This window comes from Celeribacter neptunius (genome assembly GCF_900113955.1).
Classification (GTDB): Bacteria; Pseudomonadota; Alphaproteobacteria; order Rhodobacterales; family Rhodobacteraceae; genus Celeribacter; species Celeribacter neptunius.
Genome location: NZ_FORH01000009.1, coordinates 122,997 through 144,120 on the forward strand (window position 1 = coordinate 122,997; position 21,124 = coordinate 144,120).

The window sequence follows — 21,124 nt, forward strand, 5'->3', positions numbered from 1 at the left end:
AAAAAGGGGCCCCGCGAGGCCCCTTTCTCATCTCTATGTCGTGTGAGGCTTAGAGCAGGCCGGCGTGTTCCATTGCGGATTTGATCGCCGCCTTGGTCTCGTCCGCGAGCGGGGTGAGCGGCAGGCGCACCTCATCAGAGCAAAGCCCGAGAAGCGACATCGCGTATTTCGCGCCGCAGACGCCCGGCTCGAGGAAGATCGCAAGGTGCAGCGGCATCAGCTTGTCGGTGATCTCCAGCGCCTTCGCGTAGTCACCGGCTGCGGTGGCCGCCTGCATCTCGGCGCAGAGCTTCGGGGCGACGTTGGCGGTCACGGAAATACAGCCGACCCCGCCATGGGCGTTGAAGCCCAGAGCCGTGGCATCCTCGCCGGAGAGCTGCACGAACTCGGTCCCGCAGGCGAGGCGGGTTTTCGCAACACGCGACAGATCGCCGGTGGCGTCCTTGACCCCGACGATGCGCGGCAACCTCGCCAGCTCCGCCATGGTGGCGACCGACATGTCGATCACGGAACGGCCCGGGATGTTGTAGATCACGATCGGCAGATCGGCGGCGTCATGCATCGCGGTGAAATGCGCGATCAGGCCTTTTTGCGTCGGCTTGTTGTAATAGGGCGTTACCACGAGGGCGGCATCGGCACCGACCTTGGCGGCGTGCTCCATGAAGCCGATGCCCTCGACCGTGTTGTTCGAGCCGGCACCGGCGATCACCGGGATACGGCCGGCGACGGTTTCGACCACGATTTCGACCACGCGCTTGTGCTCGTCATGGCTCAGCGTCGGGCTTTCGCCGGTGGTGCCGACCGGCACCAGACCGCTCGAACCCTCATCGATATGCCATTCGATCAAGCGTTTGAGCGTATCGACATCCAGCTTGCCGTCTTTAAACGGCGTCACCAGTGCAGGAATGGATCCTTTGAACATCGTACGCTCCTTTTCGTCTTTGGATCAAATGGGCGGTGAGTCGCCCCGGGGTTTGGTCCGGCGGAAACTAGCCGCCTTCGCGGCTGTTCACAAGAATCTGTGTTGCTGCGATCTGCATCCCCGGTCATCATGGGACAAAACGTGGGGAAAACCCCCGATCATCCCTTGAGAGCAGCCCGGAAGTCGCGACCCAAACATGTTTCCAAAATCAGCCGTGAATACGGTTTATACCTTTGTCTTTGCGGTATTTTCCGCATTTCCCCTGACGGCTTCTCCGGAGTCGGACGCCTTGGAACGTGCCTATGAGGCGCAACGCCAGGGCGATTGGGCACTCGCTCGCGAAGAGGCCCACGGGGTCGGGCGGGACATTATCGACTGGCATTATCTGCGGGCCGGTCGTGGCGATTTCGCGGGGTATCGCGATTTTCTCAAACGCAATGCCGATTGGCCGGGTCTGCCGCTTCTGGCGCAAAAGGGCGAAGCCTCGATTCCGGCGGATGCCGATCCGAAAGCCGTCGTGGATTATCTGACCGCCTATCCGCCCGGCACCGGTTTGGGCGCGCTGCGTCTGATTTCCGCCTATGAGGCGCTGGGGATGCGCTCGGATGCCCAGGCCGAAGCGGTGCTGGTCTGGAACAGCCTGCCGATGGCCGCCGATGAGGAGCAGATCCTGCAAGGGCGCTATGGCGCGATCCTGTCGCGTTACAACGTGGCCCGGGCCGAAATGCTCCTGTGGCAGGACCGGTTCGACGATGCGGCGCGGCTGTTGCCTGGGCTGCCGACCGGCTGGGGCGCGCTGATCGATGCGACGCGCAGGCTGGTGCGCGACGAGGCCGGGGTCGACGATGCCATCGCGGCGGTGCCGGCGACACTCGCCGATCATCCGGTTCTGGCCCATGCCCGGTTCGAATGGCGGGTGCGACGCGGCCGGAACGAGGATGCGGTGACGCTGATCCTGCAACAATCCACCCCCGAGGGCCTGGGCAAGCCGGACGCCTGGGGCGACCGGCGCCGGACATTGGCGCGACAGATGATGCGTGATGGCAAGGCCCAGATCGCCTATGCGGTGGCCTCGCGCCACGGGCTGGCTGCGGGCGAGGATGGTTTCGCCGATCTCGAATGGTTGTCGGGCTATATCGCGCTGCGCTATCTCGATGATGCAGGGCTGGCGCTCGATCATTTCAACCGTTTCCGCATGGCCGTCGGTACGCCGATTTCTCTCGGGCGGGCCGGCTATTGGGAAGGCCGGGCCTTGGAAGCCATGGGCGCAAGCAACGATGCCGCCGCGGCCTACGCCTTCGGGGCGCAATTCCAGACCTCCTTCTACGGATTGCTTTCGGCCGAGAAGATCGGCCGTCCGCTCGACCCGGCGCTGACCGGCGAGGCGCGGTTCGACGATTACAAACAGGCTGCCTTCATGGGCTCGTCGGTTCTGAAAGCTGCGCTTTTGCTCGAGGAGGCCGGCGAGGAACCTTTGGCGGCGCGGTTCCTGCGTCATCTCGGCGAAAGCCTTTCCCCGCAGGAGCTGGGTCAGCTTGGCGATCTGGCGCTGGATCTCGATCCCTATCTGGCCGTGCTGGTGGCGAAATTTGCCGCCGACAAGGGCATCGTCCTGAACCGGGCCTATTACCCGCTGCATCCTCTGGCCCAATCCGATCTGGCGGTCGAGCCGGAATTGGCGCTGGCGATTTCCCGGCGTGAAAGCGAGTTCTACGCCAAGGCGCGCTCGCATGTCGGGGCCCGCGGGCTGATGCAGCTGATGCCGCGCACCGGCACCGCGATGGCCGAGAAGCTCGGTGTTGCGGGCTTCGAAGAGGGCCAGCTCGAGGACCCGGTTCTGAACGCCCGTCTGGGGTCGGCCTATCTGGCGCAGCTGATCGAGGAATTCGGTCACAATATTCCGCTGGTGTCGGTGGGCTACAATGCCGGGCCGAGCCGGGCGCGCGACTGGATCACCCGCTACGGCGATCCGCGCTCTGGCCAAGTCGATCCGGTCGACTGGATCGAACATCTGCCGTTTCGCGAGACCCGCAATTACGTGATGCGGGTGGCCGAGAGCATTCCGGTCTACCGCGCGCGGTTGCATGGCGAGACCGGTCCCGTGACCCTGTCGAAGGATCTGGCGGCGCGCTGAGGTCTGTCGCGATCAGGTCCGCCGTGCCAGCTGGCGCGCGCGCAGGAAGGTGAACAGGCCGGCGCCGACGACAATGGTCGCCCCGATCATCACGTTGGCGCGGATCACATCGCCGAAGACGAAGACACCGAGCACCGCGGAGAACGGCAATTGCAGATAGGCAAAGGGCTGAATCGCGGAGGCTTCGGAGGCCTCATAGGCCTTGATCAGCAGGAAATGCGAGGAGATCGAGGTCATGCAGAGAAGCGCCATCCAGAGCCAGTCCACCGGCAGCATCGGCTCCCAGAACCAGATCCCAACCAGGGTGGTGACTACGGCCCCCGCCACGCCGGTGTAGAAAAACGTCACATCGGCGGCATCGAACCGCGCGACATAACGGTTGAGAATGCCATAAAGTGCAAATCCCAGGGCCGAGGCGAAGGGAAAGATCGCGTTGAACGAGATCACGCCGGAACCGGGGTTGATGATGATGATCACGCCGATGAAACCGACAAAGACCAGCGCCCAGCGACGCCAGCCGATCCGTTCGCCGAGGATCGGGCCGGAAAGTGCGGTGATGAGCAAGGGATAGGCGGAAAAGATCGCCGGGCCATCGACCAGCCCCATGCGCACGAAGGCGGTGACCATGACAAAGATCTCGAGCGCCAGAAGCGCGCCGCGAAAGAACTGCAACCCGCGCCGCTCGGAGCCAAGCGCCCGCCGCAACGTGTCGCCACGCAGCGACAGCGCGATGACCACAGCGGCAAAGACCCAATAGCGGATCATCACGATCATGAAGACATTATAGGTGCCGCCGAGATGACGGGAGATGCCGTCCTGCATGGCGAAGATGAAGGTCGCGCAGATCATCAGCAGGGTGCCGAGTGCCGCGTTGTCCTGTCGTGCAGGCAGGCCTGTCTTGACGTTCATTGCGGGTCCACCATTTTTACGCCACGGCTCATATGGCGCTTGCGGCCAAAGCCGGGGACGCGTTCGACCGCGAAGCCCGCATCGGTGAGTTTCTGGCGCACATGACCCGCCGCCGTGTAGGTGGCGAATGTGCCATGTGGTGCCGTGTGGCATCCGACCTCACGCATCAGCTCCTCGCCCCAAAGTTCCGGGTTTTTCGCCGGGGAAAAGCCGTCGAGGAACCAGGCATCGGCCTGTCCTTGCCAATCGGCAAGTGTTTCGCGCGCATCGCCGATCCGCACGTCCACCTCGATCTGGCCCAGCCGAAACTGCCGTTTGCCCTCGGTCCAGGCGGCGAGAAACGGCTCGGCGATGGTGCGGGCCTCGGGAAAGGCGTCGAGCGCTGTGGCGATGTCGCCTGCCTGCATCGGAAAGGCCTCAAACGAGGTGAACCGCACCACGCCCGGCCCGTCCCAGACGAGCGCCAGCGCCAGCATGTTCAGCCCGGTGCCAAAGCCCAGCTCCGCAACCTGAAACCCGTCGTGCAAGCGCGTCGGCAGATCATTGCCGGCGAGGAAAACATGTCGCGTTTCCTCGAGCCCGTTGCCGAGCGAGAAATAGGGATCGTCGAATTCGCTCGAGACAGGGATAACCCCGTCGCGCCATTCGATCCGGGCTGTCTGGTCGTTCTGCATGAATTGGCCTATCACACGGGGGAATTGCCGGGGCAAATGCTGGCGAATGGGCGAGACCATGCGGGGGCGCGCGGTCACATGCAATGGGTAAAAGCGCAAATGAGCAGAGCGGAAATCACGATCTATGGCGCCGGGGCCTTTGGCCTCTCCTGCGGCTACGCGGCGGCAAAACGCGGTGCGCATGTGCGCGTGATCGATCCCCACGGTGTCGGGCATGGTTCGTCCGGCGGTGTCGTGGGCGCGCTTGCACCGCACACGCCGGAGCGTTGGAACCCCAAGAAGGAATTCCAATTCCAAAGCCTGATCATGGCGCGGAGCCATTGGCCGGAGGTCGAGGCGCTGGGGGGCGTTTCCTCGGGCTATGGCAATCTCGGTCGGGTGCAGGCGATCAAGGATGAGCGCCAGTTGCAATTGGCACGTGAGCGCGAGGCACAGGCCGCCGAACTTTGGCAGGGCCAGGCCGAGTGGCGCGTGGTGACACAGGGCGAGACCGGCTATTGGGCGCCGATCAGCCCGACCGGCTATCTGGTGCATGACACGCTTTCGGCGCGGCTCAACCCCTGGCGGGCGTGCCAATCACTTGCCGCAGCGATCAAAGCACTGGGTGGTGAGGTTGTCACCGACGGGCCTGAAGACGGCGCGGTGATTCATGCCTCCGGCTGGTGGGGGCTCACGGCCCTGAACGAAGCCTTCGGCAAAGAGGTTGGCAACGGCGTGAAAGGTCAGGCGATTCTGTTGGATCTTGCCTTGCCCGAGGCGCCGCAGCTTTATGGCGAGAGCCTGCATGTCATTCCGCATGCGGATGGCACCACGGCGATCGGCTCGACCTCGGAACGCGATTTCGACAGCCCCGACGGGACCGATGAACAGGCCGACGCGCTGCTGGAGCGGGCGCGTGAGGCGGTGCCGGCGCTGCGGGACGCGCCTGAGATCCGTCGCTGGGCCGGGGTGCGGCCGCGGGCCAGATCCCGCGCGCCGATGCTCGGGCCCTGGCCCGACCGACCCGGGCACTATGTCGCCAATGGCGGGTTCAAGATCGGCTATGGCATGGCGCCATTGGCCGCACAGGTTTTGATTGACCTCATTCTCGAGGGGCGCGACGCTCTGCCCGACGCGTTCCGCGTGGAGGCAAGCCTGTGAAAGTGACGTCGCTCGATCATCTCGTGCTCACCGTGGCCGATATCCCGACCACCGTGGCGTTTTACACCGAGGCGCTGGGCATGGCGGTGGAAGAGTTCCACCCGGCCGATGGTACCACGCGGTTCGCACTCAAATTCGGTGCGCAGAAAATCAATCTGCATGCCTCTGGGCAGGAGTTCGAGCCGAAAGCGGCGCATGTGCAGCCCGGCTCGGGCGATCTCTGTTTTCTGACCGAGATGCCGGTGGCCGATTGGCTGCGGCATTTGCAGGACAAGGGCCATGCGATCGAAGAGGGTCCGGTCAGCCGCACCGGCGCGACCGGACCGCTGCTGTCGATCTATCTGCGCGATCCGGATGGCAATCTGATCGAGCTCTCAAACCGGCTGTGACGCGGCCTCGCGCAGTTCGGTCATCAGCTTCTGCAATCCCGCGACAGAGCGCTGGTTGATCAGGCGACCGTCTGTATCGAAAGCGTTGGAACTGTCGGGGACGAGCACTTCGGGCGCTTGCAGCAGCCGGGCGTTGAACGGCGTCATCGCCCATCTGAGGCTATATTGGCTGCGCGCGCCGCCCGTTTGACCGCCGGTCGCCGACATGATCGCGACAGGCTTGCCGGTCCAGGGGGACAGGCCGGTGCGGCTGATCCAATCGAGCGCGTTTTTGAGCAGTCCCGGGATCATCTTGTTATATTCCGGGGTGGAGATCACCACCGCATCGGCATCGCGGATCTGTTCGGCCATACGCGTCACCTCGGGCGGCATGCCCTCGTCCTCGAGATCATTGTCATAGAGCGGCAGGCGCAGATCGGCCTGGGTGAAGTCGCAAGGCCCGAAGAGGCGCGCGGCCTCATGTATGAGTTTGGTGTTGGTGGACGCGGCCCGCAGGGCGCCGGAGATGCCGAGAAGTTTGAGGGTCATCGTGCGCTCCTTACATTTCGACGCCCAATTGCGCCTTCACCCCGTCGCGGAACGGGTGTTTCACCAAGCTCATCTCGGTCACCAAATCGGCGATGTCCAACAGCGGCTCCTTGGCATGGCGGCCGGTCAGGACCACATGGGTCATCTCCGGCTTTTCCTCTTTCAGGAAGGTCACCACATCCGCGATGTCGAGGTAATCATAGCGCAGCGCGATGTTGATCTCGTCCAGGAGCACCATCTTGTTTTCCGGGTCGCGGATCAGCTCCTTGGCCTTTTCCCAGGCCGCTTGCGCCTTTTCGGTGTCGCGGATCTTGTCTTGGGTCTCCCAGGTGAAGCCCTCGCCCATCACGTGAAATTCGCAAATGTCCGAGAACCGGTCACGCAGCAGTGTGCGTTCTCCCGACTCCATCGAGCCCTTGATGAATTGCACCACGGCGCAGCGCATTCCGTGGCCGATGCTGCGAAAGATCATGCCGAAGGCCGAGGAGGATTTGCCCTTGCCATTGCCGGTATGGACGATGATCAGACCCTTTTCGCGGGTCTTTTTCTCCATCATCCTGTCACGGGCTTTTTTCAGTTTCACCATTTTCTCGGTGTGACGTTCAGCGTCGGTTTGATCGGTCATGAATGGCCTTTTGCGGTCAGTGTCAGAAGAAGAGTTGCACGAAGAGGGGCGCGACGAGCGCGGTCAGAATGGCATTGAGCACCATGCCGATCCCGGCGAAAGCCCCGGCGGTGCCGTGGCAATGGAATGCCCGCGCCGTACCGATTCCATGCGCCGCGACGCCGGTGGCAAAGCCCCGGCCACGAAAGTCGCGAATGCCCAGGGCATTGAGAAGCGGCGTGGTGACCACAGCACCGATCACCCCGGTGATCAGCACCAGCGCCACGGTGAGCGTGGGCAACCCGCCGATGGCCTCGGAGACGCCGATGGCGACCGGCGAAGTGGCGGATTTTGGCACCAGCGACAGGAGCACATCGCCCCGGAGCCCCATCGCGGCGCCGATGGCGGTGGCCGATCCCATGGCGACCACAGAGCCGACAAAGAGCGCGGCCAAAAGCGGGATGGCGGCGGATTTCACCTTGGTCCAGTTCTGCCAGAGCGGTACGGCAAGCGCGACCGTCGCCGGTCCGAGCATGAAATGGATGAACTGTGCACCTTCGAAATAGGTGCGATACGAGGTGCCGGTCGCGGTCAACAGCACCGAGAGCAGGAACATCGAGATCAGCACCGGGTTCACATAGGGTTTCGCCCCGGAGAGGCGAAACAACCCGTCGCCGATCAGATAGGCGATGATCGTGGCGGAGAGCCACAAGAGCTGCCCTTCGGCGAGATAGGACCAGATGTCGAGAATATCGCTCATAGCGGCGTCTCATCGGCTTCACCGCGCAGGCGGTTGACATATTTGAACGTGAGCGCCCCGGCGCCGATCGACAGCACGGTCGAGCCAATGAGCGCAACGGCGAGCGCGGGGCCGATTTCAGAGACCTGATCGAGATATTGCACGATGCCGACACCCGCCGGTACGTACAGGAGCGACAGGTAGGACAGGACATGGGAGGCCGTGCCCTTGATCTTTTCGCCGACCGCGGGACGGGCCAGCAGCAGCGCCGCCAGAAGCATCATGCCGATCACTGGCCCCGGCAGGCGCAGGGTGAAAATGCGGGCGATCACTTCGCCCAGAAGCTGGAAGCCCAGAAACAGGCCCAAATGAAAAATCATGTCCCTACCTTTGTGCAAGCTTTGTGCAAGCGATCGCGCCACGCTTTGACGCGTCGGGCGTGCATCGTGTGACCGGGCATAGTGTGACAAGGTGCCGGAGGGGCTGCAAGCGCAGAAGGGAATGCGGAACGGAACAATGGGTCTTGCGGATATCGTGAGGTTTTGCGGTCCGGTACGACAAAGGCGCGACCTGCACGCCGCGCCTTTGCCTGAGATTTCGGAACCTTGGTTTCTTCCGCGGTCTATTCCGCCGGAACGGCGTCCGCCCCGTCCGTCCTCGCGAAATGCTGGCTGTTGAGGCGGAAGACCAACACGATCATGGCGATCTGGAACCCCAGTGCCAGCGCCGTCACGGCCCAGTAGGTCACGCCGAATTTGGCGATGATGCCGGCGCTCACCAGCCCCTTGTTCACGAAGAACTGCAACAGCACGGAGAGCGCGACCCCGGGGCAGACCAGGGCATAGGAGCCGGGCGAGGTTTTCGAGCCGAAGACGAAATCCTTGAAATAGCCCTGACGTTTGAGCACCACGAGGCCCAGCCCGAGAAAGATGACTTGCAGCGATACCATGCGGGCAAGGAACATCATCGTGCCGGCGGCGTCGGTGTGACCTTCGAACACATGCAGCCCGTGGTCCTGACGCATGAACAGGATCGACAGGATGGTGACGATCGGGATGACGATCAAAAGCGTCGGTCCGGCTTCTTCATGGGTGCCGTAGTGCAGCATGGAGTTGAACGCGGTCACCAGCGCCAGCAGGGCATAGGTGAGTGAAGCGACGGCAAAGAAGGTCGAAAGCACAAGGGAGGTGCCGACAACCCAGGGCTGCGTGGACATGGCGGCCGGGGCGGCAAGCCCGACGCCGATCATCGCGAGCGCAAAGGCCGGCAGCATCTGGGCAAAGGAGTTATGCGCGGTCACGTCGAACACGCCGCCCTTGGCCAGGACCCGGCCGAGGAAGTCACCGATGATCGACAGCGCGATCCAGCCGATCGCGGCAAAGGCGATGATCGCCAGCGGAAAGAGGTATTCGACCACGGTCCAAAGCCCGGGCACAAAGACCAGCCCGGCGATGAACAACCCGTTCACCGCCATCGCCAGCGCCAGCGGCATGGCGAGCATGGTGGATTCGGCATTGGAATTGCGCAGGCTTTCAAAGCGCGGGGTTTTCTTGAAGGCGCTGTAGGCGTTGAGGTTCCAGATCAGCGATTTCAGGTTGAGAAAGACGAAGACGGCAATGCCGAGCACGGCAGTGGCAATTCCGATCCTCATCGGCAGCGCGCCCGTGCTCCAGGCGGCCAGGATGTCTTCGAACACCGGCACGGAGCGTCCCGGGTGTGGCACCCAGAACATCAGATACATGAAGAAGGTGACAGAGAGGCCACCGGCGCCCAGCGACGCAAGAAAATATGTCGGGACATAGTGGTCCGCGGCATGGCTCGGTTTCATGAGAGGTCTCCTAATCATATTCGTTTCATCGAATATAATTGCGGCAAAACCTATATCTTTGATACAGGTCAAATGCATGGTTGAGGGGTATGTTTGTAATGCGCCCGAAGAAACGCGGCGTGCACCTCTCCGAAAACTCTGACCCGACGTAAAGAAAAGCCTGTCTTTTCAGATAGGTGCTCATTCCATACGGAATCGTTTAGAAAGGCCTGACACGCACAAACTGTTCGGGGGGACAATGAGACTCGCGCGCATAACCACCTATCCGATCAAAAGTCTGACCGGTGCGGACCTGGCCGCCGCCAAAGTGCATGGCTTTGGCCTCGACGGCGATCGGCGCTGGGCCGTGGTCTATCCCAACGGCACGGTGGCGACCCGGCGGGACTTGCCGCAGATGGCGCTTTTGAGTGCGGTGGCCGCACCTTACGGCGTGTCGATTTCCTTTGAGGGCAGCCGGTTGGAAGTCCCCTTCCCGACCGGGGCTCCGGTCTCGGTCAAAGTGTTCTCCACCGTGATCGACGGGGTTGAGGATGCCGGGAATTACGCCTCGCATTTTCTCTCGTCGGCGCTCGAGACCGAGGTACGGCTGGTCTATTTTCCGATTGAGGCGCAGCGCCCGGTCGATCCGGCCTATGCCGGGGAGGGCCATTTCACCGCTTTGGCCGATGGGTTTCCATTGCTCCTGACGACGCAGGCGTCTCTCGCGGAGCTGAACGCCGAATTGGAACACCCGGTCGAGATGCGCCGATTCCGGCCGAACATCGTGGTCTCCGGCGATATCGACCCCTGGATCGAGGACACATGGCGGCGCATTCGCATCGGCACCTCGGTGTTTCGGGTGGTCAAGCCTTGCGAACGCTGTGTGATGGTGACGCAGGACCCGAACACGGGCGAGCGTCCCCATCCGCGCGAACCTCTCGCAACTCTGGGGCGCATTCATCGGGCCATCACCGGCAAGATCATCTTTGGCCAGAACCTGATCGTCGAGGAGCAAGGTGCCATCGTTCTGGGAGATGAGGTCGAAGTGCTCGAGACCGGGCCCTCGAATCTGTTGAGCCCGAAACGCAGCACGCCCCGGTCGTTCTGAACGGAAGTCCGATGGCGCGAGCTCTTTTGGTGCCTTTGACGTGACGCGATTTGAGCGCGTCGCCCTTCTGACAGGAGCATGTACGCCGTCCGGCCTTTCTTTGAGATCGGATCGGTCTTGCCCGTTCCGGGATTTCAAGGCATCACGGGGCAAATCGCAGGAGGTCATCCGATGGATTACTCAAGAATGGGCGGACCGAAGAAACCTTCGGGCGCGCCGAAACATGGTGAATACAAGGCCCAGAAACCTGGCGGGAAACAGGCCCCCAAGGTGGAGCTTCTGGCCCGGATGAAAGCTGCGGCGCAGATGGAAGCAGGCAAGAAAAAGCCCGAGTAACGGCATCGCCCGCGCGTTGGGGGCACCCACGAGATCTGGGGTGTTTTTGCTGAACCTGGCGATATTTTGTGGATAACTTGGCAAAATTCCCCATATCTCGGGTTCCGAGATTGACTCACGCGCCTGCCTCCCAAAGAGTTTTCATCCATAAGGAATCAACCAGAGGCCGCTCTTGCGTTTCACCCGCCTTCGTCTCAATGGCTTCAAAAGCTTTGTGGACCCCACCGATCTCGTGATCGCGGATGGGCTGACCGGTGTTGTGGGGCCGAATGGCTGTGGCAAGTCGAATCTGCTGGAGGCGCTGCGCTGGGTGATGGGTGAGAACCGGCCCAAGGCGATGCGCGGCGCCGGGATGGAAGACGTGATTTTCGCGGGCGCCTCCACGCGTCCGGCGCGCAACTTCGCCGAAGTCACCCTGATGATCGACAATTCGGAGCGCTTGGCGCCCGCTGGCTTCAACGACAGCGACTCGGTCGAGATCATCCGCCGGATCACCCGCGACGCCGGTTCCGCCTATAAGGTGAACACCAAGGACGTGCGGGCCCGCGATGTCTCGATGCTTTTTGCCGATGCCTCGACGGGCGCGCATTCGCCGGCGCTTGTGCGGCAGGGGCAGATTTCGGAACTGATCAACGCCAAGCCGAAAGCGCGTCGACGCATCCTCGAAGAGGCGGCCGGGATTTCCGGTCTCTATCAGCGCCGTCACGAGGCGGAGCTGAAGCTCAAGGGCGCCGAGAGCAATCTTGCGCGCGTCGATGACGTGATCGAACAGCTGGCCGGTCAGCTCGCCTCTCTGGCGCGTCAGGCGCGTCAGGCGGCACGCTATCGCGAGATCGGCACAGAGCTGCGCCATGCCGAAGGCCTGCTGCATTACCGCCGTTGGCGTGATGCCGACATCGCCCGGGCGGAAGCCGAGAACGTGCTGCGTACACGGCTGACACAGGCCTCCGAGGCCGAACGTCTGGCGCGCGAGGCGGCAAAAGCCCGCGAAGCTCAGGAAGACGGCCTGCCGGCGCTGCGCGAAGAGGAAGCGATCGCGAGCGCCGTGTTGCAACGGCTCACCGTGTCGCGCGATCAGCTCTCCGACGAGGAGCGCCGCGCCCGCGAGATGATCGAGACCCTGTCGCGCCGGATCGACCAGCTGGTCGCCGATATGGCGCGCGAAGAACAGCTCAACAAGGATGCGGGCGAAACCATCTCGCGGCTCGAGTGGGAACAGAAAGAGCTGATCAAGGCGGCGGACGGGCATGAGCCGAAGCTTCTGGACGCGGCGGCGGAGGCCTCGGAAGCCAGCCAGATTCTCGCCGATCGGGAGACCGATCTGAGCCAGATGACCGAGGATGTCGCCCGTCTCGCGGCCCGGCACCAATCGGCACAGCGTCTGGTCGAGGACAATCGCAAGACATTGGATCGCGCCCGTGGCGAGGCCGACCGGGCGCGCAGCGCCGTGGAAGAGGCGCGGCAGAACCTGTTCCATTCCGCCGAGGCGATGGAAGAGGCCGAGGCGGCACAGGAAGAGGCGGTGGCCCGCGCCGAGGAATCCGAAGCCATGCTGATCGAGGCGGATGAGGCCCGGACCGAGGCGCAATCGCGCGAGGCGGTGGCCCGGGCGGCGCGCTCCGAAGCCGAGGGCGAGGTGGGCGCGCTGAAGGCCGAAGTGGCCGCACTCGCCAAGATGCTCGACCGTGACCAGATCGGCGGTTCGCAGCTTCTCGATCTTCTCAAGGTCAAATCAGGATATGAAAAAGCGCTGGGAGCGGCGCTTTCTGATGATTTGAGACAGCCTTCGATTGAATCCTATCAGGCCTCCGGTTGGGTCACATTGCCGGAATATCCGGACGATCAGGACCTGCCGAACGGGGTCGAGCCGCTCGAAGACTTTGTCACCGCGCCACCGGTTCTGGCACGCCGCCTGTCGCAGATCGGTTTGGTCCGGGCCGAAGACGGGCCGCGGCTTCAGGCCGATCTTGAGCCCGGTCAACGGCTGGTCTCGGTCGAGGGCGACATGTGGCGTTGGGACGGCTATCGCGCCGGGGCCGAGGATGCGCCCTCGGCCGCCGCCTTGCGGCTGCAACAGTTGAATCGGCTCGAAGATCTGAAACAGGAACTCGTCGCGGCCGAGGCCAAGGCGGGCGGCGCGCTTCAGGCGCATGAACATCTGAAATCGGAATTGACCCGGTTGACCGAAGCCGACCGGCTGGCCCGCGATGCCCGTCGCGACGCCGATCGGGCACTGTCCGAGGCGGCGCGTCTCTTGTCCAAGGTCGAGAATGAAAAGACTCTGGCCGAGGGCAAGGTGGAAAACCTCGGCCTCGCCGTGTCGCGCCATGAGGAAGAGGCGCGTGGGGCCGAGCAGCGGCTGCGCGAGGCGGAGAAGGCGGTGAAGGACCTGCCGGATCTCGAGGCGGCACGTTCCGATATCGAACAGGTGAAGCTTGCCGTCGAGGCGGCGCGGATCACCATGATGACCAAACGTTCCTCGCATGACGAGATCCGGCGTGAGGGCGAGGCCCGGACCCGGCGCAGCCAGGAGGTGACCAAGGAGCTGTCCGGCTGGCGGCACCGGTTGGAGACCGCAGGCAAGCGCATTGCCGAGTTGCAGGACCGCAAGGAAGCCTCCGAGGAAGAGCTTTACGAGGCTGCGGCCCAGCCCGAGGAAATCGCCGAGAAACGCGATGCGCTGATGGCGCAGATCGAAGAAGCGGAGCATCGCCGCAAACACGCGGCGGATGGGCTGGCCCAGGCCGAAGAGGCGCTGCGCGAAGCGGTCCATGCGGAGCGCGAATGCGAGCGTCTGGCCTCCGAGGCGCGCGAGACCCGGGCTGCCGCCGAGGCGCGGCGCGATGGCGCGCGCGAGACCGTGGAAGCCGCGATCGAGCGCATTCGCGAGGAGCTGGAAACCACGCCCGAAAAACTGCTCAAGGAGCTGGATGTCGATCCGGAGACGATCCCGGCGCATAGCGAGATCGAGGTCGATGTGAATCGCCTCAAACGTCTGCGCGACAGCCTCGGTGCGGTGAACCTGCGCGCCGAGGAAGACGCAAAAGAGGTCCGCGAAGAGCACGATACGCTGGTGAAAGAGAAAGAAGATCTCGAAGAGGCGATCAAGACGCTGCGCTCCGGGATTGCCTCCTTGAACCGCGAGGGGCGCGAGCGGCTTTTGACCGCGTTCGAGCAGGTGAACAGCAATTTCTCCATGCTTTTCACCCATCTCTTCGGCGGTGGCGAGGCGCGGCTGATGATGGTCGAAAGCGACGATCCTCTGGAGGCCGGGCTCGAGATCATGTGTCAGCCGCCGGGCAAGAAGCTTTCGACCCTGTCGCTTCTCTCGGGCGGCGAACAGACGCTCACCGCGCTGGCGCTGATCTTTGCCGTGTTCATGGCCAACCCGGCGCCGATCTGTGTGCTGGACGAGGTGGACGCGCCCTTGGATGATGCCAACGTGACGCGGTTCTGCGACATGCTCGACGAGATGACCCAGCGTACCGACACGCGGTTCCTCTGCATCACTCACCACGCCGTCACCATGGCCCGCATGGACCGGTTGTTCGGTGTGACCATGCAGGAACAGGGCGTGTCACAGCTTGTCTCCGTCGACCTGAAAAAGGCCGAGGCGCTGGTCGCCTGATCTGCCTTTGCCCGGCAACTATCGGCTGCACACCAGTTTGCCGTTGCGCACATCGGCATGCTGTTCGGCATTGGTCGCATAGAAGGGGAAGCCGCAAGCCCCCGCCGCGATGGATGTTCCGGAGGTGGCGATGGTCTGCGATTCCCCCGGCCGCAGGATCGTGGTGCCGACAAAGAATTTCAGCCCGTTGCGAAACGGTCCCCGACCGCAGGCCCAATGATCGCTGGGGTTCCCACCGGAGCACCAGAAGGCGGTGACATCGTAATTGCAGGTATTGGTGATCCGGTACTCTGTTGTGCCGACCCGTTTGCCGAGATTTTGCCGTTGCAGACATCCCGTGGCATCCGCGGTGGCGGCGCTGGCTGCGAGTGCCAGAAAGACGCTGGTTGCGAGTAGTGTTACGCTGTTCATTGCTTTCCCCTAAGCCACGTCCGCGCAGCATTACTCTACGAGAAACGGGTCGCCTGCGGGAGACGACCCATCGTCGCAAGGGGGGCATGTCGGTGCCTTAGGTGGCTGCGGGCCGGGTTCCATGTCCGGACTTGGCGCCTCGGCCATGGCCGTGGCCCGCCGGTGCATCGAGATCCTTGATCGAGGCTTCCGCCTCGCCATCGATCCAGTAGCCTGCGGCCTTGAGCCATGGCAGCGGATGTCCCATTTCCAACACGGCGGCGCGCAGCTGTTTGGCAATCCCGGCCTCGGTGGCGATCCAGACGAAGGTGTCGGGGGTCAGGTCGATCTGCGGCAAAGCGTCGAGGAAGAACCGGGCATCTGTGGCCTGATCGAGAGGCCGGTGCAGCCAGCGGGTCGTCACATCGGCGGCGCTGTCGATCTGTTGTTCGTCCTCGGGTCCCGGCACCGCGGCGATCATCGTGACCTTTACGCCGGCGGGCAGTTCTTCGAGTTTGCGGCCCATGGCCGGGAGTGCGGTTTCGTCGCCGATCAGGACCCAATGGCCAATCTCGCCCTCGATCACCCGCGAGCCGCGCGGGCCGCCGATCTGCACCGTGCTGCCGGCTGTGGCGCCGCGCGCCCAGCTGGCCGCGGGGCCGTCGCCATGATCGGCGAAATCGACGATCAACTCGCGCGCCTCAGTGTCGAAACGGCGCGGGGTGTAATCGCGTTTGGCCGGATCGTCCGTGCCGGGCACGAAGACCTTCATGTGATCGTCGAAAGAACCGCTGGCAAAATCGGCGAGATCCTCACCGGTCAGCGTCAGGCGGATCATATGCGGGGTCAGCCGCTCTGTGCGGGCCACTGTCAGCTCGCGGAATTTCAATTCGTGCCGCATGCGGCGGATCGTCGGGGCTTCCATCAGAGTGTCCTTTGTCTCGGGCGTGTGTATCGGCATCGATACCTGTTGCGCAAAACAAAGTATTTTACTCAGGAAAAGGCAAGTGCCCGGATGTCACAGCCCCTGTGCGGTGAAAAACCGACGCTGTGACATCCCGATCTGACAGTGGGGATTGAACTGCGGGGTCTCAGAGGCGTGACAGGAGCGCGGGCGTGGGCCAGGCGTCGGCGGGCAGGCCAAGCTTCTGTTGCACATGTTGTACGGCTTCGCGGGTCTTTTCGCCGAGGATGCCATCGACGCCGCCGACGTCATATCCCATGCGCACGAGTTTCTGCTGCAACTGTTTCATCTGCGCCCCGGAGAGACCGGGCTGGGGATTGCCGGCACTATAGACCGGCGCGCCTTCGAGACGGGTGGCGAAATAGGCCGCCGTCGTCACGTAGACGAAGCTCTTGTTCCACTCGAAATAGACCTCGAAATTCGGATAGGCGAGGAAGGCCGGACCATTGCGCCCCATCGGCAGGAGGACCGAGGCCTGAAGGTTCGAGGGGCCGAGCGATCCGGAGCGCGGTTTGACGCCCAATTTGGCCCATTGGCTGACCGTCATCTTGTGATTGAGCCCGGTTTTCGACCAATCGAGGTTCGAGGGCACCACGATCTCCTGAAGCCACGGTTCATTTGCCCGCCACCCAAGATGGCGCAGCATTTTCGCCCCGGACATCAGCGCGTCGGGCGCCGAGGTCTTGAGCCGGACATGGCCGTCGCCGTCGCCATCGACGCCATTGGTCAGAATATCTTTCGGCAGCATTTGCACCATGCCGATCTCGCCGGCCCAGGCGCCCTTGGTGGTCGCCGGGTCGAAATCGCCATGCTCGAAAAGAGTGAGCGCCGCCAAGACCTGTGGCTGGAACAGCTCCGGACGACGACAATCATGGCTCAGCGTCATCAAGGCGTTCAACGTGTTGAAATTGCCCTGCACCTGGCCGAAATCGGTCTCCAGCGCCCAGAAGGCCAGAAGCACGCCACGCGACACGCCGAACTCGCGTTCGATCCGGTCAAAGGTGCTTTTGTACTTCGCCGCATAGGCGGCGCCGTTTTGCATGCGGTTCTGGCTGATGAGCGCCCGGGAAAAGTCGAGAAAATTCTTCTGGAAGACGCCCTGGGCACGATCGGCCTTGATCACGGCCGGGTCCTGTCGCACCGAAGAAAAGAACCGATCGACACTGGCCGGGGCATGGCCCTGTTGCACGGCGGCCTGTTTCATCTTGCTGACGAAGCTGGAAAAGCTTTCGCCACAGGGCACTTCGGCAAGGGCCGGGGTGGCTGTGGCGAGGGAAAGGGCGAGAAGCAAGCCGTGAGAACGCATGAGGTAACCTTCTGATTTCTATTGCGCGCCACGATAGCGAGGCGCCGCTCCTCAGGCAAATGACAGAATGGCGACGCGGGCGATCAGGCAGAAAAGCGCGAAAGCCCAGGCTTGCCAGAGGCGACGGCACGCCCGGTCAATATCCTGCCGCGTGGCGTCGTGCCCTTCCGGATTGACCCATGGGTAGTCGCGCATCTCGCCGTGATAGGCACGCGGACCCGAGAGCGCGACGTCGAGCGAGCGCGACAGGGCGGCCTCGGGCCAGCCGGCATTGGGCGAGCGGTGGCGGCGGGCCTCATGGATCACCTCGTGCCAGAGCGACAGCGGCTTGCCCCATGGAAACAGCAGGAGCGCGGTGAGGCGCGCGGGAACCAGGTTGAGCGCATCGTCGAGCCGGGCGGCGGCCCAGCCGAAATCGCGATGCCGCTCGGTGCGGTAGCCGATCATGCTGTCGGCGGTGTTGGTGATCTTGTAGACCAGAATGCCGGGCAGGCCGAACAGCAGGAACCAAAACGCCGGGGCGATCACCCCGTCGGAGAAATTCTCCGCCGCAGATTCAATGGCGGCGCGGGCGGTGGCGGGTTCATCCATCTCGGTGGTGTCACGCCCGACGATCATCGCGACTGCATGACGCCCCTCGGCAAGCGACTTGGTGAGGCCGGTGGCGACCGCTTTGACATGGTCGATCAGCGATTTCTGGGCCAGAAGCACGGCGCCGAGCAGAATCTCAATCCCGGGCAGCTGCCGCAAGACCTGTCCGGCCCACCACGCCCCAAGGACCAGCACCAGTATCAGGGCAACCCCCTTGGCCTTGCGCCCGGCGCCGCAGTTGAAACTCCGATCGGCCCAGCCGATCAACCGCCCCATAAGGACGGCCGGATGCGGCAGACGGTCCCAGAGCCATTTTGGTTCGCCGAATATCGCATCGAGAAGGAGCGCCAAGGTGAGCGCAGCGGCATGGCTCACAGGGCCGCCTCCAGTTGCGCCCAGCCATGTTCGGGTGGCAGGCCGAGCCGGACCCAGCGCTCCGAATAGGGGAAGATGCGCGACCAGATGCGCCCTTTGGCCAAACGTTCCTGAAAGGCCCGGGCATTGTCGGTCTCGTAAAGCCGGAAGAGCGTCGTGCCACCGATAAGTTTTGCGCCTTTTTTGTCAAATATCGCGTCAAGCCTCGAAATATCATGTTGTAATTTGATCCTTGTGCGCATGGCCCAATCCGGATCATTGAGTGCGACCGTGCCGATGGCAAGCGCCGGGCCGGAGACCGCCCAGGGGCCTGTAAGGGTGGCCAGCCGATCGATCAGCTCCGGCGCGCCAATGGCGAAGCCGAGCCGCAGCCCCGCGAGTCCCCAGAATTTGCCGAAGCTCTTGAGCACCAGTGTGCGCCCGTCGCGCACCCGCTCGATATGGCTTTCGTCGGGCATCACATCGCAGAAGCTTTCGTCGATGATGGTGAAGGGCGCGGTGAAATTTTCGCTGCGCCAAAGCCGCCCGTCGGGATTGTTGGGATGCACCGCGACTTGCACCGATGGTTCGGCCGCGGTGACGCGCCAGCCATGCGCTTCGAATGCCCCGGCATGTTCATTATAGGTGGGTCTGCGGATCTCGACCGCGCCTTTGGGCCAGAGCGCCGGCAGCCGAGCGATCAGGCTCGACGCTCCCGGGGCGGCCAGAATGGCAGCGCCATGCGGGACCTTCCAGAATGTCCGGGCGGCTTGAATGAGCGCGTCCTGTGCGGCGGCATCGGGCAGGGCGGTCCAGGCCGCCTCCGGGATGTTGCCAATCGGATAGGGGGTCGGATTGATGCCGGTGGAGAGATCGATCCAATCGGATTTCTCGCCGCCGAATCGGGCGACCGCCGCATCCAGCCCGCCGCCATGATCGCGATGTCTGCTCATCTGTGGTCTCCGCCCCCGCTGATCATCTGTCCGATTTTGACGCGATACGCGGCAGTTATCTGTATATGCATCTTGTTTTGCCCCGGCGAAATGTGAACGCAAGTTAAAATCTTAACTTTTCTTTCCATCTCGTGACTTGGGCCCTAGATTACTCCGGTATAAAAGGAACGACAGGGTGAACTGTCGAATCCTCTCTCAAGGTAAATGATAGCGTGATGTGCGCGGCTTGGCCGTGCATGGGGTGATATGCAGGTATTGATCGTCGAAAGCAGTCCGGAGCTTGGCAAGATATGGCAGCGCCATCTTGAACGCCAGGGAATGACGGTGGTGCTGGTCGGTGGTCAGGAGGATGCGATCACCTATTTGCACGACTCGGCGCCGGATCTGATTGTGATGGATCTGATTCTCGAGGAGGGCTCCGCCTTCGCCATCGCCGATTATGCCAATTACCGCTATCCGGACACCCGGGTGATCTTTACCACCAATGCGAGCTTCTTCTCGGACGGTTCGATCTTTCAGCACGTGGCCAATGCCTGTGCCTTTCTGCCGAAACAGGTCGATCCCGACGACCTGAGCGCCATGGTGGCCTATTACGGCAAAGAGGCGTCCTGAGCCGGGATCGGGGGCCGGTGTCCGACCGGTCGTCCCGGCCGAATGTCTGACCCGCCTTTAGCCCCGCCCGTGTGGTTCCTCGAAATCGATCTGTGGTGAGACCGGGACGATCCGAGTCGGGTTGATCATGTCGTGGCTGAAATAATAATGCCGCAGGATATGGTCGAACTGCACCGTCTCACGCACCCCCGGCCATTGATAGAGCTCGCGGGTATGGCCCCAGAGGTTCGGGTAGTCCTTGATCATGCGTCGGTTGCATTTGAAATGCGTGTGATAGACCTTGTCGAAGCGGATGAGCGTGGTGAACAGACGCCAGTCGGCCTCGGTGATCGTCTCGCCAAGGAGGTAGCGTTTTTTCCCCAGGTGTTCGTCCAGCCAGTCGAGGGTGTCGAACAGCTCGGTGACGGCCTCGTCATAGGCCTCCTGCGTGGTGGCGAAGCCGGATTTGTAGACGCCGTTGTTCACCGCGTGATAGACGCGCTGGTTCATCTCTTCGATCTTGTCGCGCAGCTCTTCGGGCCAGAAGTCGAGCCGGTTTCCGGTCAATCCGTCGAAGGCGGAATTGAACATTCTGATGATTTCCGAGGATTCATTCGACACGATTGTGTGTGTTTTCTTGTCCCAGAGGACAGGCACGGTGACCCGACCGGAGGCCTTGGGATCGGCCTCGGTATAGACGTCGCGCAGGAAAGGCTTGCCCATCAGCGTGTCGCCGCTGGCGCCCGCGAAATCATCGGCAAATGTCCAGCCATCCGTGAGCATGTCGGGATGCACCACCGAGGTGGTGATGTGATCCTCGAGCCCTTTGAGCTTGCGAAAGATCAGGGTGCGGTGTGCCCAGGGGCAGGCATAGGAGACATAGAGATGATAGCGCCCGCTTTCGGCGGTAAAACCGCCCTCGCCCGAGGGGCCGGCCGCGCCATCCGGGGTCACCCAGTTGCGATAGCCCGCGGTGCTGCGTCGAAACCGTCCGCCGGAGGCGGAGGTGTCATACCATGTGTCGTGCCAGATGCCGTCTTGCAAAAATCCCATGATC

21 protein-coding genes are annotated in these 21,124 nt (G+C 62.9%); 7 read left to right on the forward strand and 14 right to left on the reverse strand.

Going from position 1 to position 21,124, the window contains the following annotated elements:
- Window positions 1-49 precede the first annotated feature (49 nt).
- Window positions 50-922, reverse strand: a complete 873-nt coding sequence (gene dapA / locus BM151_RS19315; protein WP_090062742.1) for a 4-hydroxy-tetrahydrodipicolinate synthase — start codon at window positions 920-922, stop codon at window positions 50-52.
- Window positions 923-1,211: 289 nt separating this feature from the next.
- Here dapA and BM151_RS19320 point away from each other — a divergent pair, with 289 nt between their 5' ends.
- Complete coding sequence (locus tag BM151_RS19320) at window positions 1,212-3,056, forward strand: lytic transglycosylase domain-containing protein (protein ID WP_245781270.1); 1,845 nt, start codon at window positions 1,212-1,214, stop codon at window positions 3,054-3,056.
- A 12-nt stretch (window positions 3,057-3,068) separates the two neighbouring features.
- Here the strand turns inward: BM151_RS19320 and BM151_RS19325 are convergent, their stop codons facing one another.
- Window positions 3,069-3,965, reverse strand: coding sequence for a DMT family transporter (locus tag BM151_RS19325; protein WP_090062746.1), 897 nt, complete (start codon window positions 3,963-3,965; stop codon window positions 3,069-3,071).
- On the reverse strand, window positions 3,962-4,639 hold the full coding sequence (gene mnmC2 / locus BM151_RS19330) for a tRNA (5-methylaminomethyl-2-thiouridine)(34)-methyltransferase MnmC2 (protein WP_090062749.1): 678 nt from the start codon (window positions 4,637-4,639) through the stop codon (window positions 3,962-3,964). The genes BM151_RS19325 and mnmC2 overlap by 4 nt, the downstream gene beginning before the upstream one ends.
- Before the next feature lie 99 nt (window positions 4,640-4,738).
- On the opposite strand from mnmC2, the gene BM151_RS19335 reads away from it, so the two are divergent.
- Both BM151_RS19335 and BM151_RS19340 read left to right on the forward strand, forming a co-directional pair.
- On the forward strand, window positions 4,739-5,779 hold the full coding sequence (locus tag BM151_RS19335; protein WP_090062920.1) for an NAD(P)/FAD-dependent oxidoreductase: 1,041 nt from the start codon (window positions 4,739-4,741) through the stop codon (window positions 5,777-5,779).
- A complete protein-coding gene (locus BM151_RS19340; RefSeq protein ID WP_090062751.1) occupies window positions 5,776-6,168 on the forward strand; it encodes a VOC family protein in 393 nt (130 codons plus the stop codon). Before BM151_RS19335 ends, BM151_RS19340 begins: the two co-directional genes overlap by 4 nt.
- Here BM151_RS19340 and BM151_RS19345 read toward each other — a convergent pair.
- The 5 genes from BM151_RS19345 to BM151_RS19365 form a co-directional block, all read right to left on the reverse strand.
- The gene (locus BM151_RS19345) at window positions 6,154-6,696 is read right to left on the reverse strand and encodes an NADPH-dependent FMN reductase (protein WP_090062753.1); all 543 of its coding nucleotides are present in this window, start codon (window positions 6,694-6,696) and stop codon (window positions 6,154-6,156) included. The genes BM151_RS19340 and BM151_RS19345 overlap by 15 nt on opposite strands.
- Before the next feature lie 10 nt (window positions 6,697-6,706).
- On the reverse strand, window positions 6,707-7,321 hold the full coding sequence (gene cobO / locus BM151_RS19350) for a cob(I)yrinic acid a,c-diamide adenosyltransferase (RefSeq protein WP_090062755.1): 615 nt from the start codon (window positions 7,319-7,321) through the stop codon (window positions 6,707-6,709).
- 22 nt (window positions 7,322-7,343) lie between these two features.
- Complete coding sequence (locus tag BM151_RS19355; RefSeq protein WP_090062757.1) at window positions 7,344-8,060, reverse strand: LrgB family protein; 717 nt, start codon at window positions 8,058-8,060, stop codon at window positions 7,344-7,346.
- Entirely contained in the window at window positions 8,057-8,419 is a 363-nt protein-coding gene (locus BM151_RS19360) for a CidA/LrgA family protein (RefSeq protein ID WP_090062759.1), read from the reverse strand. Before BM151_RS19360 ends, BM151_RS19355 begins: the two co-directional genes overlap by 4 nt.
- A gap of 242 nt (window positions 8,420-8,661) precedes the next feature.
- A complete protein-coding gene (locus BM151_RS19365; protein WP_090062761.1) occupies window positions 8,662-9,867 on the reverse strand; it encodes a TsoY family (seleno)protein in 1,206 nt (401 codons plus the stop codon).
- 238 nt (window positions 9,868-10,105) lie between these two features.
- Here BM151_RS19365 and BM151_RS19370 point away from each other — a divergent pair, with 238 nt between their 5' ends.
- The 3 genes from BM151_RS19370 to smc all read left to right on the forward strand — a co-directional run bounded on the left by BM151_RS19370 (window position 10,106) and on the right by smc (window position 14,918).
- Complete coding sequence (locus BM151_RS19370) at window positions 10,106-10,954, forward strand: MOSC domain-containing protein (RefSeq protein ID WP_090062763.1); 849 nt, start codon at window positions 10,106-10,108, stop codon at window positions 10,952-10,954.
- A gap of 171 nt (window positions 10,955-11,125) precedes the next feature.
- Window positions 11,126-11,290, forward strand: a complete 165-nt coding sequence (locus BM151_RS21720) for a hypothetical protein (RefSeq protein ID WP_177213231.1) — start codon at window positions 11,126-11,128, stop codon at window positions 11,288-11,290.
- A 172-nt stretch (window positions 11,291-11,462) separates the two neighbouring features.
- Complete coding sequence (smc, locus tag BM151_RS19380) at window positions 11,463-14,918, forward strand: chromosome segregation protein SMC (protein WP_090062768.1); 3,456 nt, start codon at window positions 11,463-11,465, stop codon at window positions 14,916-14,918.
- Between the two features lie 18 nt (window positions 14,919-14,936).
- Here the strand turns inward: smc and BM151_RS19385 are convergent, their stop codons facing one another.
- The 5 genes from BM151_RS19385 to BM151_RS19405 all read right to left on the reverse strand — a co-directional run bounded on the left by BM151_RS19385 (window position 14,937) and on the right by BM151_RS19405 (window position 19,476).
- Window positions 14,937-15,329, reverse strand: coding sequence for a hypothetical protein (locus tag BM151_RS19385; protein WP_090062770.1), 393 nt, complete (start codon window positions 15,327-15,329; stop codon window positions 14,937-14,939).
- Between the two features lie 97 nt (window positions 15,330-15,426).
- Entirely contained in the window at window positions 15,427-16,233 is an 807-nt protein-coding gene (locus BM151_RS19390; RefSeq protein WP_090062773.1) for a siderophore-interacting protein, read from the reverse strand.
- A gap of 166 nt (window positions 16,234-16,399) precedes the next feature.
- The gene (locus tag BM151_RS19395; protein WP_090062774.1) at window positions 16,400-17,578 is read right to left on the reverse strand and encodes a lytic murein transglycosylase; all 1,179 of its coding nucleotides are present in this window, start codon (window positions 17,576-17,578) and stop codon (window positions 16,400-16,402) included.
- A gap of 51 nt (window positions 17,579-17,629) precedes the next feature.
- Window positions 17,630-18,544 (reverse strand): adenosylcobinamide-phosphate synthase CbiB, encoded by a 915-nt coding sequence (gene cbiB, locus BM151_RS19400; RefSeq protein WP_090062776.1) that lies wholly within the window; start codon window positions 18,542-18,544, stop codon window positions 17,630-17,632.
- Window positions 18,541-19,476 carry a threonine-phosphate decarboxylase gene (locus tag BM151_RS19405; RefSeq protein WP_090062778.1) on the reverse strand — a complete coding sequence of 312 codons (936 nt, stop codon included), beginning with the start codon at window positions 19,474-19,476 and terminating at the stop codon, window positions 18,541-18,543. The genes cbiB and BM151_RS19405 overlap by 4 nt, the downstream gene beginning before the upstream one ends.
- A 246-nt stretch (window positions 19,477-19,722) precedes the next feature.
- On the opposite strand from BM151_RS19405, the gene BM151_RS19410 reads away from it, so the two are divergent.
- Window positions 19,723-20,088, forward strand: a complete 366-nt coding sequence (locus BM151_RS19410) for a response regulator transcription factor (RefSeq protein WP_090062780.1) — start codon at window positions 19,723-19,725, stop codon at window positions 20,086-20,088.
- Between the two features lie 57 nt (window positions 20,089-20,145).
- On the opposite strand, the gene BM151_RS19415 is transcribed toward BM151_RS19410, so the two are convergent.
- Window positions 20,146-21,120: a glutathione S-transferase family protein gene (locus BM151_RS19415; protein ID WP_090062781.1), complete on the reverse strand. Its 975-nt coding sequence runs from the start codon at window positions 21,118-21,120 to the stop codon at window positions 20,146-20,148.
- Window positions 21,121-21,124 lie beyond the last annotated feature (4 nt).